Raw genomic sequence first — 17,043 nt, 5'->3', positions numbered from 1 at the left:
ACCGGCAGTCTCGTACCGGCAGTCTCGTACCGGCGGTCCCGTACCGGCAGTCCCGTACCGGCGGTTCCCCGCCGTTGGCAGCCCCGCCGGCAGTTCCCTCTGGCAGTTCCCCTGGCAGTTCCCCCGTCCGGTTTCTCTCGACCCGACCCTGTTGAGGCACCATGCGCTGTGTCATCGCCCGCTTCCCCTTCGATCTGTTCAAGAACGAAGTGGAGGATTCGATGAAGGGCATCAAGCCCGAACCCGTCACCGGAGACGCCGTCGTCATCAGCCGCCGCGTCTACCCCGTCAAGCAGGTCGGGGAAGTGATCACCCGGCAGGACCGCCGTGACTTCACCGCCGCCGAGGTGACCAGGGCGCTGACCCGCCTCGGATTCACCTGCCGTACGGCCCAGGCGGCCGTGCCCGCACCCGCGCTCACCCCGCTGGAAGCGGCGTCCGCGATGCTCGGGACGCCGGCGCCCGCACCGGAGCCGCTGCTTCCCCTCCCGGAGCCGCAGCCCGCGCCGGGACTCGGCCAGATGTGAGTCCGGCCGGGTCCTCCCGGCCGCTGTACGTACGGGCCCCGCGGGCCGGACCGGCCATCGGGCCACCGGCCGGCGGGGCCCGTCCGGCTGCCGGGGCCCGCCGACAGCCGGACGCGGCGGCGACGGCGGAGGGGGCTCACACCGGCGAGGGACGTCGTGTAACAAGTGCACCGCCGAACGGGTGGGGCCGCGGGTGTCGCCTCCGCCGGACGGGGGAGGATCGGCGGCATGAAGACCAAGCTCACCGCGCTCGGCGTGACCGTTCTCGCCGCCGTGCTGCCCGCCGCCGGGACCGCGTACGCCGACGAGACCCACACGAACGCGCACAATGGTCCTCAGGTGGCGTTGATCTCCACCGGCCAGATCGACGATCCGCTGGAGGACGTCCTGGAGCACGCGGCGGTGCTCGGCACCACGAGCGTCGTCGACTGAGACCGCGGGGCGGACGTCAGCCGGCCGTCCTGGCGCGCCTCTGCCGCGCCCAGTTCATCCTCGGCTCCACCACGGGCCGCAGCACCCGGCGGACGGGCGGGGTGCACAGGAGGGTCACCGCCGCAGCGCCGCCGACGGTCACCGCGACCGTACCCAGGGGGGTCGAGAGAAACGGTTCGTCGTAGAGGCCCCGGTAGAGCGCGGTGCGGATGACGAAGCCGTGCAGCAGATAGCCGTAGAGGGTGCATGCCCCGAGCGCGCTCATCCAGGTCCGGCGGTTCGGCACCCAGGCGAGGAAGCACGCGCCGAGCACCACGGCACAGCCGAACAGGATCAGCGTCGCCAGCGGCCCCGCCCACGCGGGCGATCCGAGTTCCTGCGCGCTGTACTGCCGGTAGAACCAGAGCGTCGACACCCGCGGCACCGCCCAGTACGCCGCGAGCAGGGCGAGCGCGAACACCGGGACGGACAGGACGCGCACCCGGGTGCCGCGCACGAGGTCGAAGTGGTGGGGCCGCAGCCGCAGGCCGAGCACGTAGAAAGGCAGGAACTGGAGCATGCGCTGCACCTGCATCCCCTGGTCGATGCCCACGGACATCGAGGCCAGAGCCGCTACCCCCAGGGCCACGGCCACCGGAGCGCGGACGGCCTGCCAGAGCGGTGTGGACAGGCGCCAGAAGAACAGGGCGGGCAGGAACCACAGCAGCCAGTAGGGGGCGAACAGCGACGGGAACACCGACACGGCGGGGTCGCCCACGGCGCGGTGGAAGTACGCGAAGACGATGTCGAAGACGGCGTACGGGACGAGGATCCCGGTGACCAGCTTCCACACCCGCTCGGGCCGCAGCTCGAAGCCGCGGGAGAAGTAGCCCGCGATCATGATGAACACCGGCATGTGGAAGGTGTAGACGAAGGTGTACGCCGTCTCCACCAGCCGGCCGCTGTCCGGCAGCGGCTCCCAGGCATGGCCCATCGCCACCAGCACGATGGCCAGGTACTTCGCGTTGTCGAAGAAGTGGTCGCGCCCGTCCGTACGTCCGCCCGCGGCCCCCGTACCGGGAGCGGCGGAGCGCGGCGGCTCGGGGGCCGGTGAGGTCTGCGAGGTCAGGGAGGGCACGCCGACACCCTAAGGGGCGGCCCGTGATCCCCGGCGGGTGCGGGAGAGCCTTCAGGGGCCGTCCCGGGCCCCTTCCCCTTTCCCCTCCGCCTCCAGGTGCGGCAGGATCCGGTCCAGCGGGCGCGGGGTCCACCAGGCGGCCCGGCCCAGCAGGGTCATCACGGCGGGCACCAGCAGCAGCCGGACGACGGTGGCGTCGATCAGCACGCTGGCGGCCAGGCCGAGGCCGAGCATCTTCACCACGATGTTGTCGCTGATGACGAACGCCGCGAAGACGCTGACCATGATGAGCGCCGCGCAGGTGATGACGCGGGCGGTGATCTCCAGCGCGTGCGCCACGCTCGCCCTGGGGTCCCCGGTGCGCAGCCACGCCTCGTGGATGCGGGAGAGCAGGAAGATCTCGTAGTCCATGCTGAGCCCGAAGACGATGGCGAACATCATCATCGGTACGTAGCTCTCGATCGGGACGTCCCCCGAGACCCCCAGCGCCGGGCCGCCCCAGCCCCACTGGAAGACGGCCACCACGACCCCGTACGAGGCCGCGATCGACAGGACGTTCAGCACGGCGGCCTTGACGGCGACGAGCAGTCCGCGGAACACGACGAGGATGACGAGGAAGGCGAGGGCGACGACGACCGCGATGATCAGGGGCAGCCTGCTGGAGACGATGTCCAGGAAGTCGACCTGGGCGGCGGTCGTGCCGGTCACATAGGTGCTCGCGCCGGTGCCGGAGACGGCCTGCGGGAGGACGTCGTCGGTCAGCCGGTTCACCAGGCCGGTGGTGCGCGCGTCCTGCGGGGCGGCGACCGAGTACGCGGTGCCGGTCAGCACGTCGCCGTCCGAGGTGGCGGTGAGCGGGGTGATCACGGCGGCGTCCGGTACCCCGGTGAGCGCCTTCTGGGCCTGGTCCGCCAGCGCGGAGCGGTCGGACTGCGGGACCTGGCTCTGGTCGATCACCAGCGTCAGCGGACCGTTCGAACCGGGGCCGAAGGCGGTGGACATCAGGTCGAAGGCGCGCCGGTCGGTGAAGGACTTCGGGTCGGCGCCGTCCCCGATGTGGCCGAGCTGGATGAAGAAGACCGGGAAGGCGAGGACGGCCAGGACGACCACGCCGCCGCCCAGGAACCACCACGGGCGCCGCTCCACCCGCTGCGCGTACCGGTGCCAGCCGCCGTGCGCCTCCTCGCCGGGTGCCGCGTCGGTCTCCGCGACGGGGGTCCGCACCCGCAGCCGGTCGATGTGCCGCCCGATCAGCCCCAGGATGGCCGGCACCAGGGTGAGCGCGCCGATCACGGCGGTGACCACGGTGACCGCCGCGGCGACGCCGAGCTTGCCGATGAAGCCGATGCCGGAGACCCACAGCCCGGACAGGGCGATGATCACCGTGCAGCCGGAGAGCAGGACGGCCCGGCCACTGGTGGCGGCGGCGTTCCCGGCGGCGGTCACCGGGTCCTCGCCGTCGATGAGGTTCTGCCGGTGCCGGGTGACGAGGAACAGCGCGTAGTCGATGCCGACGCCGATGCCGATCATCGTGGCGAGCGTCGGCGAGACGGTGGCGAAGGTGGCCGTGGCGGCCAGCAGCCCCAGCAGGGCCAGCCCGCACAGGGCGCAGACCAGCGCGGTCACCAGCGGGAGCACGGCGGCGAGCAGACTTCCGAAGCCGATCAGGAGCACCAGGATCGCCACGCCGAAGCCGATGGCCTCGCTGGTGCGGTCGTCGGCCTCGGGCCGGGCCAGTTCGCCGAGCGGCCCGCCGTACTCCACCTCGACGCCCGCGGCCCGCAGCGGCTGGACGGCGTCGTCGACCCCGTCCAGGTACGAGGGGCCGAGGGTGGACGGCTGCACGCTGAACCGGACGGTGATGTACGCCGTCCTTCCGTCGGTGGAGAGCGGCCCGGTGTTCGGTGTGCCGGTGGGCGGTGGGGGCGGCGTCGAGCCGGACGGCGGGAGCGGATTCTCGGCCGAGAGCACGTCGGGGAGCTTCTGGAGGTCGGCGACGGCCGTGGAGACCTGGTCGCCGACCTCGCTGAGCGCCTTGGTCCCGTCGTGCAGCACCACCTGGCTGCTGTAGCCGCCGGCGCTGGGCGCGTGCGCCCTGAGCACGTCGAGGCCGTCCTGCGACTGGGTTCCGGGGAGCGAGAAGTCGTCGGAGTAGTCACCGCCGTACGCGTGCTGGAGGACCTGGAGCCCGGCGAGGGCGGCCAGCCACAGCATGAGGACGATCACGAAGTGCCGGGCGCACCATTCGCCGGTCCGCCGCAGTAGGCCGGTGCGGCGGTGGGCGGAGGGGCCCGGCGCCCGGGGGCCGGGGGCCTGTGTCGACGGCATGGAGGGGGCTCCCGCTCCCGGAGAGGGGCACCTCGCGCGGTGCCTTCGGACACTCCGTATTCAAGGCGGGCTGCCGGGATCCGGCACCCCGGTGCGGGGGAACGGGTGACGGGCGCCGGGCGGGGCCGCGGGGACGCGCCGCTCCGACGGGTACTTCGACGCGAACCCCGACGGGAACCCTGACGGGTTAGCACCACTCCGGGTGTCGGGCCTGCCGCATGGGAAACGGAGGAATCGTCAACAACCCTTGCCGCATGACGACTTGTACGCGAAAGACGCTCCTGCTGGCTCTCTCCGCCACCGCCGTCGCCTCGGCGCTGACCGCTTCCGTCACTCCGGTGGCCCACGCCGGGCCCCGGTCCTCCCCGTCCTCCTCCCCGCCCTCCCTCGTCTGGCACGGGTGCGAGCTGCCCGACGGTACGACCGGAGCCGAGGGGCAGCAGTGCGCGGAGCTGCCCGTGCCGCTGGACTACCGGGACCCGGACGGCCGTACGCTCACCGTCGCCGTGACCCGGCTGCGCAGCGACCGGCCGCAGGCGCGGCGCGGGACACTGCTCGTGATCGCCGGCGGGCCGGGCGGGTCGGGCGTGGAGCGTCTCGCGCGGAAGGGGGAGGCGTTGCGGGCGGCCACGGAAGGGGCGTACGACCTGGTGAGCCTGGATCCGCGCGGTGTCGGGGGCAGCACCCGGGCCGGCTGCGGAACCGCGGACGCGGACCGCCAGTTGGTGACCCTGCGGGCCTGGCCGGGGGCGGACGGCGACATCACGGCGAACGTCGACCGGTCCCGGCGCGTCGCCGAGGCCTGTGCCCGCAACGGGGGTGAGGTCCTGCGCTCCTTCTCCACGCGGAACGAGGTCCGCGACATCGACCGGTTCCGGCAGGCGCTGGGCGAGGAGAAACTGTCGGCCTGGGGCAGCTCGTACGGGACCTATGTCGGCGCGGTCTACGCCCAGAAGTACCCGCGCCGCACGGACCGTTGGGTCCTGGACAGCAACGGTGACCCGGATCCGGCGCGGGTCGAGCACGGCTGGATGCGGAACATGGCCGTGGGCGCCGCCGACCGCTTCCCGGACTTCGCGGCCTGGGCCTCGGACCCGGCCCGCGAGCAGCAGGGCCTGCGGCTGGCCGAACGGGCCGAGGACGTACAGCCGTTGGTCCTCTCGCTGGCCCGGCAGCTGGACCGGGAGCCGAGGGAGTCGGATGTGCCCGGCCTCCCGCTGACCGGCAACCGGCTGCGGCAGGCGGTTCAGAGCGCCCTGTTCGGCGACGGCGCCTTCGCTCCGCTGGCCGGGATGATCGGGGCGGCGCTCGACCCGCAGGGGAGCCCGGTCCTGACGCCGGACCTGGTCCAGGTGGTCCCGGACGAGGACGCGGCGGTGATGGTCGCGGTGATCTGCAACGACGTGCGCTGGCCGGGGTCCGTCGCGGGGTACCGGCGGGCGGTGGCCGAGGACCGGCAGAGCTACCCGCTGACGGCCGGGATGCCCGCGAACATCACACCGTGCGCGTTCTGGAAGGACGATCCGGCCGACCGCCCCACCCGGATCACCGACGAGGGCCCGTCCAACATCCTGATGATCCAGAGCCTGCGCGACCCCGCCACCCCGTACAGCGGCGCCCTGAAGATGCGCGGCGCGCTCGGGGAACGGGCCAGGATGGTCACGGTCGGCCAGGGCGGGCACGGCATGTACCTGGGCGGCGGGAACGCGTGCGGGGACCGTACGGTCAGCGCATTCCTCGTCACCGGGCGGCGCCCGGCCCAGGACACGCACTGCGCGAACTGAACCGGACGGGGCGGGACCCGGTCGGACGGGGTCTTCGGGACCTGACCGGGCCGGACGGGGCCGTCGGGACCTGACCGGACTGGACGTTGGCGGGGCGAGGTGGGGTGGCAATCGGGTGATTCGGGATGTTTTCTTGCTATACACGAGCGATGGAGCACCCCGGGACTCTCATCCTGATCATGGCCATGGCGGTCCTCGCGCCGCTGCTCTCCTACGCGGTCGGGCGCCGGCTCGCCGTCCCCATGGTCATCTTCGAGATCACGCTGGGCATCGTCATCGGACCCGATGTGCTCGGCTGGGCCCATCACGACGCGGTCATCGACGCGCTCTCCGACCTGGGCCTGTCCATGCTGATCTTCCTGGCCGGGTACGAGATCCAGTTCGGCACCGTCCGCGGTGACACCCTGCGGCGCTCGGGGTGGGCGTGGGTGGTCTCGTTCGCGGCCGGACTCGGTATCGCCCTGGCGCTGTCCGGGGCGGACCTTGCGAAGAGCCTGGTCATCGGCACCGCGCTCACCAGCACCGCCCTCGGCGCCGTCCTGCCGATCCTGCGTGACGCGGGGCGTCTGGAGGGCCGCTTCGGCACGGTGGTGATGGCGTTCGGCGCGGTCGGCGAGTTCGGCCCGATCATCGCGATGGCCCTGCTGTTCAGCGGCCGGAGCCCCGGGGCGGCCGGTGCGGTGCTGGCCGCGTTCGCCGTGGTCACCGCCGGGGCGGTGTTCTGGGCGATGCGGCCCCGGCCGCCGTGGTTCGCCCGGATCATCGCCCACACCCTGCACAGCAGTGGTCAGTTCGCCGTCCGCTTCGTGATGCTGGTGCTCGCCGGGATGCTCGGCCTGTCCCATGTCTTCGGCCTGGACACCCTGCTCGGCGCCTTCGCCGCCGGGATGCTGACCCGGCTGGTGCTCCAGGGGGCGGTGCCCGAGAGCAGTACGGAGATCCTCGGCCGGATCGAGGCCATGGGCTTCGGCTTCCTCGTGCCGTTCTTCTACATCGTCACCGGCATCGACTTCGACCTCGCGGCGCTCCTGGACGGCGGCCGTCCGCTGCTGCTCCTGCCGGTCTTCCTGCTGCTCTTCCTGGTGGTCAGGGGCGGTCCGGTGTATCTGCTCGCGCCGCGTGACCTGGCGGGCGGACCCCGGCGGCCGGCCCTGGCGCTGTTCGCGTCGACCTGTCTGCCGCTCGTCGTCGCGATCACCACCATCGGCCTGGACGAGAAGGTGCTCGGGCCGGGCGAGGGCGCCGCGCTGGTCGGTGCCGCCATGCTGTCCGTGCTGACGTTCCCCCTGCTGGCCTTCCGGCTGCTGCGCCGGGGCAGGCCCGGCGCGGGACCCGGCGCCCCGTCCCCCGCGGCGGAGGCGGCCGACCCCTGGTGAGGCGGCGCGCGGCGTGGGGAGCGTGGCGGGTGGTGCGCGGGCGTGCGGTGCGCGGGTGGTGCGGGGCGGGGGCGTGCGGTGCGCCTCACCCGGTTGGCACACCGCCCTGCGAAGCGCGAGGCCGGGGCGCAGGCTGGAAACCATGTGGTCCCGCCGACTCGCCCCGGGCGTCCTGCTCCTGCCGCTGGCCTTCCTGGTGTTCCGGGACGCCCCGGCGGGGCTCGTGCCGCCCGCGCAGAGCGCGATCGGCCCGGTGCCGCCGCGCGGGCTGCCGCAGCCCGCGATCGTGAGCCGGGCGGCCTGGCACGCGGACGAGGCCATGGTCAAGGACCGGCCGCGCTACACGGGGGCGGCGAAGGCGGTGTTCGTCCACCACACCGGGAACTCCAACGGGTACGACTGCGCCGACGCCCCGGAGCTGATCCGGGCCGTACAGGCGGAACACATCCGGGGCGAGGGCTGGGACGACATCGGCTACAACTTCGTCGTCGACCGGTGCGGAACCATCTACGAGGGGCGCGCGGGCGGCGTCGGGCGGCCGGTGCGCGGGGCGCACACCAAGGGCTTCAACGCCGACACCGTGGGCATCGCCGCCCTCGGCAGTTTCGGCTCCGGGACGACGGTGCCCAAGGCGCTCGCCGACGGGATCGCCAAGGTCGCCGCCTGGAAGCTGCGGCCCGGCATCGATCCGCGCGGGACGGTGGAACTCGTGTCGACGAACGACGAGAGCCTGTACGACAAGGGCGAGGTGGCCCGGCTGGCGGTCATCTCGGGGCACCGGGACAGCTACGGGACCAGTTGTCCCGGTGAGGTGCTGTACGAACTGCTGCCCGTGCTGCGGGAGAAGGTGGCCGAGCTGCGCGCGAAGACCGGGCGGCAGGCCGCCACGGCCCGGCTGCGCCCCACGCTCTGACGGCCGGGCACGTAAAGAGCGGGTGCGTGCCGGCCGGGCACGTGAAGAGCGGGTGCGTGAGGGCCGGGCACGTGACTACCGGGCCACGAACTGGGTCAGGATCGCCTGCACCTCGTAGATGTCGACCCCCTTGGTGAACGTCTTCTGGATCGGCGTGGCGCTTCCCGAGATCCAGATCTTCAGCTCCGCGTCCAGGTCGAACGTCCCGGCCGTCTCCACCGCGAAGTGCGTGATGCTGCGGTACGGGACGGAGTGGTACTCCACCTTCTTGCCGGTGATCCCCTGCTTGTCGACGAGGAGGAGCCGCCGGTCGGTGAACAGGATGGTGTCGCGTACCAGCTGATACGCGGCGTGCACCTGCTCGCCCTGGCCCAGGAGCCGCGCGTAATCCTGCTGCGCCTTGCCCTGGTTGACCGTGTGCGCGTTGCCGAACAGTGCCATGGAGGCCCCCGTCTTCGTATGTCTCAGGTGTCCGAGTCGGACGATCTTCTTACGTTATTACGCACTTGTCGGGGGTCCTGGTTCCCTCCGGTACGAGCACCCGTTGCCGTACCCGTGTCCGTACCCGTGTCCGCGCCCGTTGCCGTACCGGCGCCGTCACAGCGTCACGGTCGTCACCTCGGTCGCCTTGACGCTCGTCCAGACCTCCGTGCCGTCGGCGATCCCGAGTTCGGCGGCGGCCTGCGGGGTGATCTCCGCGACCAGGTCCGGTGCTTCGGGCGAGGTGATCAGCAGGCGCAGCCGGCTGCCGCTGCCGGTGATCTCACGGACGGTGCCGGGCCAGACGTTGCGGGGGCTGCCGCCGGGCCGGTCCCGGTGTACGGAGACGGCTTCCGGCGCGATGATCGCGAGCGTCTCGGTGCCCGCGGGGAGCGGGTCGGCGACGACGAGGAGCCCGCCGCCGGGCAGGGCGAGGCCGTCGGCGGTGGCGGTGCCGGGCCAGGCGTTGCGGCCGAGCATGCGCGCGACCCACGGGGAGCGGGGGTGCCGGGCCACCTCGCCGGGCGGCTCGTCCTGGAGCGCGCGGCCCTCTTCGAGGACGAGGACGCGGTCGGCCAGCGAGACCGCCTCGACCGGGTCGTGGGTGACGATCAGGCAGACGCCGCCGAAGTCCGCGAGGTGGCCGCGCAGGGTGTGGCGTACCTGGGCGCGGGTGGTCTGGTCGAGGGCGGCGAGTGGTTCGTCCAGCAGCAGCAGCCGGGGGCGAGCCGCCAACGCCCTTGCCAGGGCGACACGTTGGGCCTGGCCGCCGGAGAGCTGGGAGGGCTTGCGGTGGGCGAGGTGGCCGACGCCGAGCCGGTCGAGCCAGGCCTGGGCCTCGCGCCGGGCCTCGCTCCGGGCGACGCCGCGGGCGCGGAGCCCGTACGCCGTGTTCGTCAGGGCGCTCAGGTGCGGGAAGAGGGCCCCGTCCTGGGGTACCCAGGCGACGCCCCGGCGGTGCGGGGGCAGGGCCGTGACATCGGTGTCCCCCAGGCGCAGTTCGGCGTGGGCCCGGGGGGTGAGTCCGAGGAGCGCCCGCAGGAGGGTGGTCTTGCCCGCGCCGTTGGGGCCGACGACCGCGATGGTGGTACCCGGGCCGGCGTCCAGGGTCAGCCCGGTGAAGCCGGTGACCTCGGCCCGGAGCGGCCAGCGCTCCCGCGGTCCGGGGGGCGGTGCGGGGACCGGAGCGGGGAGCCGGCCGGGCACGGGACGGGGCGGCGGACCGGCGGGATCGTGTGTGCCGGGTACGGCCTTCGGCGGACGCGGGCGGTCGCCGCCGCCCGGGGTACCGGTCCAGCGGCCGCGCAGCGCGACGAGGACGGCCATGGCGATGACGAGCAGCAGCAGGGAGACGGAGGTGGCGGCCTCGGGGGAGTCCTGGAGCAGCAGGTACACCTGGAGGGGCAGCGTCTGTGTGGTGCCGGGGAGATTCCCGGCGAACGTGATGGTGGCGCCGAACTCGCCGAGCGCCCGCGCCCAGGTCAGCGCGGCCCCGGCGATCAGTCCGGGGGCGACCATGGGCAGCGTGACGGTGAGGAACACCCGTACCGGCGAGGCGCCGAGGGACGCCGCGGTCTCCTCGTAGCGCGGGCGCAGACCGCCCAGGGCGCCTTCGAGGCTGATGACGAGGAACGGCATCGCGACGAACGTGGCGGCGAGTACCGCCCCCGAGGTGTGGAAGGGCAGGGTGATGCCGAAGGTGTCCTCCAGCCAGGGGCCGAGCAGCCCGCGCCGGCCGAAGGCCAGGAGCAGCGCCACCCCGCCGACCGTGGGCGGCAGGACCATCGGCAGCAGGACCAGCGAGCGGACGAACGCCTTGCCGGGGAAGGGCACCCGGGCCAGCAGCCACGCCAGCGGCACCCCGAGCACGAGCGAGAGTCCGAGCGCCCACAGCGACACCAGGAGCGACAGCCTGAGCGCCTGCGTGGTCCCCTCGGAGGTCAGGTGCGCGCCGAGGTCGCCCCAGGACGTGCGGGCCAGGATGCCGATCAGCGGCATCATCAGGAAGGCCACGGCAAGCAGCGCGGGCACGGCCAGGACGAGCGGCGCGCGGGAGCCCGGCGCGCGGCCGGGGAGACGTTTCATGACTGGCTGACCCCTGGTCCCGTCCTCGAAGTGCGTGGTGCGGACCGCCCGTTGCCCAAGCCTGTCCCCTCATCCCCGGCGGGACGGCCTCGCGGCGGCCGGGCGGTCCGCGACGGCGGTCACGGCTGCTGGAAGCCCGCGCCCTGGAGGATCTTCTGGGCCTCCGGCGTGGACAGCCAGGCGACGAACGCCGCCGCCGCCTCCGTGTGCTCGGAGGTCTTCAGGGTGGCGGCCGGGTACGAGGCGACGGCGTTCTGCTCGTCGGGGATCTCGATCGCGTCGACCTTGCCGGTGGCCGTGGCGGCGTCCGTCCTGTAGACGAGCCCCGCGTCGGCCTCGCCCAGCTCGACCTTGCTGAGGACGGCGCGGACGTTGGGCTCCTGGGAGACCGGCTTCACGTCGATCTTCTGCGCGTCCAGGATCTGCTTGCCGTACCGGCCGACGGGCACCTCGGGGGCGGCGAGGACGACCTTCAGGCCGGGGTCGGCGAGGTCCTTGAGGTTCTCGATCTTCTCCGGGTTGCCCTCGCCGGTGGCGATGACCAGGCGGTTCTTGGCGATGACGGTCGGGGTACCGGTGTCGGAGGCCAGCGTGTCCATCGTCCTGGTGTCGGCGGTGACCAGCGCGTCGGCGGGGGCGCCCTGCCTGACCTGGGCGGCCAGTTCCTGGGAACCGGCGAAGGAGAACGTGACCTTCGTGCCCGGGTGGGACTTCTCGTACGCGGCGCCCGCCGTCGTGAAGACATCGGTCAGTGAGGACGCGGCCAGCACCGTCAGATCGGCCTTCGGGGCGCCCGAGGCGGAACCGGTGGCCTTGGCGCTGTCGTCCGCGGCCCTGTCGTCACTGCCGCAGGCCGTCAGCGGAAGCAGCAGGGCGGCCGTCGCGGCGGCGGCGACGGTGGCGCGACGGCCGGTGAACAGGGGAGACATGAGGTCGGGCTCCTTGGGTGCGTACGGAGGGGCGCGCGGTGCGTGTGTGCGGGGGTGGCCGGTGCGTACCGGTGTCAGGTCCGGTCGATGTGCACGCTGGTCGACTTCACGCGGGCGGTGGCCCGCATGCCGACTTCGAGGCCCAACTCCTCGACGGCTTCCCGGGTGAGGAGCGAGACGAGCCGGTGCGGTCCGGCCTGGATCTCGACCTGGGCCGCCACATCGCCGAGCTTGACGGCGGTGACGATGCCGGGAAAGGCGTTGCGGGCCGAGGTGTACGGGGCCTCCTCCTCGCCGTTGCCGCTCTGGCCGACCTCGATCGAGAAGGCGGCCAGATCCCGGCCGTCGATCAGACGCCGGCCCGCTTCGTCGCGATGGGTCGCGACCCGTCCGGCGTCCGCCCAGCGTCGGGCGGTGTCGGGGCTGACGCCGAGCAGACGTGCCGCCTGGCCGATTGTGTAGGACTGCATGTGCGACACGCTAGGGCGATATGGCTCGCATGCACAATTGTCTGGACGATGGTCCATGGCAGATGCGGTTCGGTCGGCGGAACGGACGAAGTCCGAGGCGCCGGGCCCCGAGCGCACGCCGGGCAGCGAGGACACGCCGGAGCCGACGGCCTCGCCGTACGTCATCCCTGGCCGGTGTGCTCGGATGTTCCGACCGCCCCGGAGGCCGCCGGAACCCCCCCCGGATCGGCCTCCGGAACCCCCGCGAAACCCCCGGAACGGCGTCCGGAACCCCCGCGAAACCCCCGGATCGGCGCCCGGAATCCCCGGCACCGGTGCGCCGTCCTCCCGTGCGTCCGTCAGGTCACGGGCGTGATCTCGGGCATCTCGCCCTGGACCGTCACGATGTCGATCACGGCGAAGGTCGCGCCCTGCGGGTCGCTGAGCGCGGCGAACCGGCCGAAGGGGCTGTCCATCGGCCCGAACCGCAGCACTCCGCCGCGCTCGGTCGCCTTGGCCACCGCCGCGTCGCAGTTCTCGACGGTGAAGTACACGCTGACGTACGGCGGTTCCTCGGCCGGGAACTCGTCGCCCATCTTCATCCGCCCCAGGACCGGCTCGGCACCGAGGTCGAACACCCGGTAGTCGATCGCGGCGTCCTTCATCTGCTGCATCCGGTAGGGGAAGACGCCGGTGAGGAACGCGTCCGACTTCTCGGGCTCCCGGGTGAAGACCTCGGCCCAGCAGTAGGCGCCGGGCACGGCGGTCGCCTCGAACCCCTCGTGGGTACCGGCCTGCCACACGCCGAAGACGACCCCGCTCGGGTCGCGGGCCAGCACCATCGTGCCGAAGTCGCCGACCGTCATCGGCTCCATCAGCACCTCGCCCCCCTGGGCGCGGATCTTTCCGGCGGTCGCCGCCGCGTCCGGCGACGCGAGGTACAGACACCAGGCGGAGTGGCCTTCCGCGCCGGGCATCGGGGGGACGACGGCGGCCACCGCCTTGCCATCGGCGTACGCCTGCGTGTAGTTGCCGTACTCCGACGAGGACTCGCCGAACGTCCAGCCCAGCACGTCTCCGTAGAAGCTCTTCGCACCTTCGATATCGGCGAACATCGCGTCCGCCCAGCACGGTGTTCCCTCAGGTTGTACAGCCATGGTTCTGACTCTTTTCCGTCGGTCGGGTGGTCCCGCCCCGCACTGCCACGCTAGCCAGCCCACCGCCCCGCCGCGCGCCGAGAAGCCTCTCCGGCAATATTGCACTAGTGCGTAAAATTATGGCGCTAGTTCAAAGTGGTCTACACTCTCGCCATGCCTGCGACAACTCCCCGGCCCGTGACCCTGACCGGGCGCCATGTCGGCCTCGTGCCGTTGACGATGGACCACCTCGACGACCTCTTCGCGGCCGGTGGCCGGGACGAAGAGGTGTGGCGCTGGCAGGGCGGTCCGACGCCGCTGACGCCGGGCGAGCTCGGAGCCAAACTCGCGGACCTGCTCGAAGCCGCGGACCGGGGTACGTATGTCCCGTTCGCCGTCATCCACCGCGAGAGCGGCCGGGCGATCGGCTGGACGACGTACCTGGATGTCGAGGAGCAGCACGAGCGTCTGGAGATCGGCTGGACCTGGTACGGGCGCGCGTACTGGCGGTCGCCGGTCAACACCGAGGCGAAGCTGCTGCTGTTGACCCATGCCTTCGAGGAACTGGGCATGGGCCGTGTGCAGTTGAAGACCGACCACCTCAACGAGCGCTCGCAGGCCGCCATCGCCCGCCTCGGTGCCCGCCGGGAAGGGGTCCTGCGCCGCCACCGGCTGCGCCACGACGGGACCTGGCGGGACACCGTCTACTTCTCGCTGCTCGCCGAGGAGTGGCCGGCCGCCAAAGCCCGCCTGTCCGCGCGTCTCTACGGAGCCGGGCTCCCGGAGGGCGGCGGCACGATCGCCCCGTAGCGCACGAGCGTCCGGCGCAGCCCGGACATCGGTACGGAGACGATGTCGCCGCCCCGGTCCGCGGACAGGGCGGCGAGCGCGCCGGCCGCCTGCCCGGTCGCCATGGCCGTGGCCTGGACGCGGAGCGCGGAGTTCGCCGCCTGGTCGGACCCGACGCAGCGCCCCGCGACCACGGCGTACGGGTTGGCGGCCGGGACCATCGCGTCGCGCGGCACGGTCGGGACCACGCCGCGGCGGAGATGGGTCTTGTCGACCCCGTCGCCGTCCGGCCGGTGGATGTCGATCGGGTAGAAGCTGTGGCACACCGCGTCGGGCCGGTTGCGGCCGGTGAGGTAGTCCTCGCCGGTCACCTCGGTCCGGGCCTCGATCGTGAGGCTCTCGCGGACACCGACCTCCGCCGCGCGGAAGTCGAGCCGGACGGCTTCGAGGCCCGGCAGGGTGCGCAGGAACCGGTAGATCCGCAGGATCGCGGCTCCGCCCGCGAGCTCCGCGGCCGTACGGCCCCCGCTGGTCGCGCCGTCGATCCCGACGAGATGGATCGCGTTCTCGCCCCGCTTCTCCAGGAACGGCAGCAGGGGCCGCCCCCGCGAGCCCAGGTCCGCCGGGTGCAGCGCCCCCGACCCGATCGCCTCTTCGCAGCGGCGGTCGAGCTCGTCCCGGTCCAGGGAGGCGACGTCGTAGCCGGACAGCCGGATGTCGATGGTGCCGGGCTGGCGGTCCGGATTGCGCCTGCGCGGCAGTCCGGCGAGGCCGATCGCGTCCGCGTCGCCGGAGCAGTCGACCAGCCGCCGGGCCGTGACCGGTTCGAGCCCGTCCTTGCCGCACAGCTGGAGTTCCCACAGCTCGCCGGTCCACCGCACCGAGGCGGGCATCGTGTGGAGGCGCAGGTCGATCCCGCGGCGTTGGACCTCCTCCATGAGGAGCGCGCCGTACAGCGGTGCGTTCAGCCGCACCTGGCGCTGCCAGTGGGGGCGGTCGTCGTCGGAGAAGTCCGGCAGCTCCTCGCCGCTCAGCTCGACGGCCCTGCACACCAGGTCCCAGCCGATACCCGCGATCACCTGCTTTCCCCATGCGTGGAAGAGCCCGGGGAACGCGATGTTCGCGTAGGTGGTGGTGCCGCCGAGTCCGGCGTTCTTCTCGACCAGCAGCGTGCGGGCACCGAGGCGGGCGGCCTGGACGGCGGCCGGGACCCCCGAGGGGCCACCGCCTATGACAACGATGTCGTACCTGCGCATGGATCTCTCGCACCTCTGTCGGGGGGATTGATTCGTTTCAATCCTAGCGAGGAAGGTGCGTCGGGACGAGGGGTGTGCTGGCCGCCGGGCGGATGATCCGTCCCGGCCGGCCTCTCATCGGTGGGTCCGGTGCCCGGTGTGCGCCTCGTCCACGAGGTGGTCGGCGCAGTCCGGGTTGTGGCAGGGGCCGGGGCCCCAGACGGGGACGAAGATCCCGAGGGTCTTGTGCCGTTTCAGTTCGGTCGCGACGGGCTGCTTGCAGGTCGGACACATGAAGGCGGCCTGCCGCTGCATCTCACGCTCATTGCTGGCCATGACCTCACCATAAACCTGGCTGGATTATTTGAAAAGTTTTTCCCTCGTCTTTGCCGGTGCATGTGTTTCGCCCGCCGGGTGGGTGCCTTCAGGGCGCTGGATTCGCATGGGAGTTCCCTTTGGGTGGGCGGCGCAGGCTCATAACCACCGACACCGTCAGGACCACGACGATGACGGCCAGGCTGATCGGCGAGGGAATCTCCGGGATGTCCTCGCTGATCATCTTGTGGGACGCCTGGAGGATCAGTTTGACGCCGATGAAGGAGAGGATGATCCCGAGCCCGTGGCTCAGGTAGTGGAACCTGTCGAGCAGGCCCGCGAGCATGAAGTACAGGGCCCGCAGTCCCAGAATGGCGAAGGCGTTGCTGGTGTAGACGATGAACATGTCGTCGCTGACCGCGAGCACCGCCGGCACGCTGTCGACGGCGAAGACCAGGTCGGCGGCCTCGATCGCGGCGACGACGGCGAGCAGCGGCGTGCCGACCCGCCGGCCCGCCTCCTTGACGGTGAATTTCGCACCTGCGTATTCGTCCCGGACCGGAATCACTTTGCGCAGCAGGCGTACGGCGAGGCTCTTGCCCGGGTCGAAGCTTTCTTCTTCGCCCCTGAGGATTTTATAGGTGCTGTAGAAAAGGATGGCCGCGAAGACGAAGAGCACGGCGGTGAAACGGCCGACCACCGCGACACCGAGGGAGAGGAATATCCCGCGAAATACGAGTGCGCCGAAGACGCCGAAGAAAAGGACACGGTGCTGATAGGCGCGGGGCACCCGGAAGTACGCGAAGATCAGCGCGAAGACGAACAGGTTGTCGACCGACAGGCTCTTCTCCAGCAGCCACGCGGTGGTGTATTCCGTTCCGGCGGTCGGCCCGAGGACCAGGAACACCACCCCGCCGAACAGGAGCGCGAGGCTCACCCACAGCCCGCTCCAGAGGGCCGCTTCCCTGAAGCCGATGACATGGGTGTCGCGGTGCGCCAGGAGGTCGATCACCAGCGACACGACCACGGTCGTGGCGAACGCCCCCCACAGCCACAGCGGTACGTCGAGCATGTGGGCGACCCCGGATCGGTCGCGAGAGGTGGATGGGATCCTGTCCTACGAGTGTGCACCGGGGGGCCGCGTCCCG

The 17,043-nt window shown here is 72.1% G+C and carries 16 protein-coding genes; 6 read left to right on the top strand and 10 right to left on the bottom strand.

Features of this window, described 5'->3' with window-relative positions:
• Positions 1-161: 161 nt before the first annotated feature.
• A complete protein-coding gene (locus ABT170_RS05420) occupies positions 162-527 on the top strand; it encodes an SCO5918 family protein (protein ID WP_329944591.1) in 366 nt (121 codons plus the stop codon).
• A gap of 228 nt (positions 528-755) precedes the next feature.
• Positions 756-959, top strand: a complete 204-nt coding sequence (locus ABT170_RS05415; protein ID WP_329944590.1) for a hypothetical protein — start codon at positions 756-758, stop codon at positions 957-959.
• Between the two features lie 16 nt (positions 960-975).
• Here ABT170_RS05415 and ABT170_RS05410 read toward each other — a convergent pair whose 3' ends face one another.
• Positions 976-2,076 (bottom strand): acyltransferase family protein, encoded by a 1,101-nt coding sequence (locus ABT170_RS05410; RefSeq protein ID WP_329944589.1) that lies wholly within the window; start codon positions 2,074-2,076, stop codon positions 976-978.
• Positions 2,077-2,127: 51 nt separating this feature from the next.
• Positions 2,128-4,404 (bottom strand): MMPL family transporter, encoded by a 2,277-nt coding sequence (locus ABT170_RS05405; protein WP_351864248.1) that lies wholly within the window; start codon positions 4,402-4,404, stop codon positions 2,128-2,130.
• A gap of 254 nt (positions 4,405-4,658) precedes the next feature.
• Between ABT170_RS05405 and ABT170_RS05400 the strand changes: the two genes are divergently transcribed.
• The 3 genes from ABT170_RS05400 to ABT170_RS05390 all read left to right on the top strand — a co-directional run bounded on the left by ABT170_RS05400 (position 4,659) and on the right by ABT170_RS05390 (position 8,477).
• Complete coding sequence (locus ABT170_RS05400; protein WP_329944587.1) at positions 4,659-6,188, top strand: alpha/beta hydrolase; 1,530 nt, start codon at positions 4,659-4,661, stop codon at positions 6,186-6,188.
• Between the two features lie 149 nt (positions 6,189-6,337).
• A complete protein-coding gene (locus tag ABT170_RS05395) occupies positions 6,338-7,564 on the top strand; it encodes a cation:proton antiporter (RefSeq protein ID WP_351864245.1) in 1,227 nt (408 codons plus the stop codon).
• Between the two features lie 142 nt (positions 7,565-7,706).
• Positions 7,707-8,477, top strand: a complete 771-nt coding sequence (locus tag ABT170_RS05390) for a peptidoglycan recognition protein family protein (protein WP_329944585.1) — start codon at positions 7,707-7,709, stop codon at positions 8,475-8,477.
• Positions 8,478-8,552: 75 nt separating this feature from the next.
• On the opposite strand, the gene ABT170_RS05385 is transcribed toward ABT170_RS05390, so the two are convergent.
• From ABT170_RS05385 to ABT170_RS05365, 5 genes are all read right to left on the bottom strand, one after another.
• Entirely contained in the window at positions 8,553-8,918 is a 366-nt protein-coding gene (locus tag ABT170_RS05385; RefSeq protein WP_329944584.1) for a PH domain-containing protein, read from the bottom strand.
• Positions 8,919-9,074: 156 nt separating this feature from the next.
• The gene (locus ABT170_RS05380; RefSeq protein WP_329944583.1) at positions 9,075-11,042 is read right to left on the bottom strand and encodes an ABC transporter permease; all 1,968 of its coding nucleotides are present in this window, start codon (positions 11,040-11,042) and stop codon (positions 9,075-9,077) included.
• A gap of 119 nt (positions 11,043-11,161) precedes the next feature.
• Positions 11,162-11,971 (bottom strand): molybdate ABC transporter substrate-binding protein, encoded by an 810-nt coding sequence (modA, locus tag ABT170_RS05375; protein ID WP_329944582.1) that lies wholly within the window; start codon positions 11,969-11,971, stop codon positions 11,162-11,164.
• A gap of 74 nt (positions 11,972-12,045) precedes the next feature.
• Positions 12,046-12,441 (bottom strand): TOBE domain-containing protein, encoded by a 396-nt coding sequence (locus ABT170_RS05370; protein ID WP_266922321.1) that lies wholly within the window; start codon positions 12,439-12,441, stop codon positions 12,046-12,048.
• Positions 12,442-12,779: 338 nt separating this feature from the next.
• The gene (locus tag ABT170_RS05365; protein ID WP_351864239.1) at positions 12,780-13,577 is read right to left on the bottom strand and encodes a VOC family protein; all 798 of its coding nucleotides are present in this window, start codon (positions 13,575-13,577) and stop codon (positions 12,780-12,782) included.
• Positions 13,578-13,730: 153 nt separating this feature from the next.
• Here ABT170_RS05365 and ABT170_RS05360 point away from each other — a divergent pair, with 153 nt between their 5' ends.
• Positions 13,731-14,366, top strand: a complete 636-nt coding sequence (locus ABT170_RS05360) for a GNAT family N-acetyltransferase (protein ID WP_329944580.1) — start codon at positions 13,731-13,733, stop codon at positions 14,364-14,366.
• On the opposite strand, the gene ABT170_RS05355 is transcribed toward ABT170_RS05360, so the two are convergent.
• From ABT170_RS05355 to ABT170_RS05345, 3 genes are all read right to left on the bottom strand, one after another.
• Complete coding sequence (locus tag ABT170_RS05355; protein ID WP_351864236.1) at positions 14,321-15,601, bottom strand: FAD-dependent oxidoreductase; 1,281 nt, start codon at positions 15,599-15,601, stop codon at positions 14,321-14,323. The genes ABT170_RS05360 and ABT170_RS05355 overlap by 46 nt on opposite strands.
• A 114-nt stretch (positions 15,602-15,715) precedes the next feature.
• Positions 15,716-15,916 (bottom strand): hypothetical protein, encoded by a 201-nt coding sequence (locus tag ABT170_RS05350; protein ID WP_351864233.1) that lies wholly within the window; start codon positions 15,914-15,916, stop codon positions 15,716-15,718.
• Between the two features lie 88 nt (positions 15,917-16,004).
• Positions 16,005-16,967: a TerC family protein gene (locus tag ABT170_RS05345; protein ID WP_329944577.1), complete on the bottom strand. Its 963-nt coding sequence runs from the start codon at positions 16,965-16,967 to the stop codon at positions 16,005-16,007.
• Positions 16,968-17,043: the final 76 nt, after the last annotated feature.

Source organism: Streptomyces sp. NPDC001787, assembly GCF_040297465.1.
Taxonomy (GTDB): Bacteria; Actinomycetota; Actinomycetes; order Streptomycetales; family Streptomycetaceae; genus Streptomyces.
This window is presented reverse-complemented; position numbering and strand designations above follow the sequence as displayed.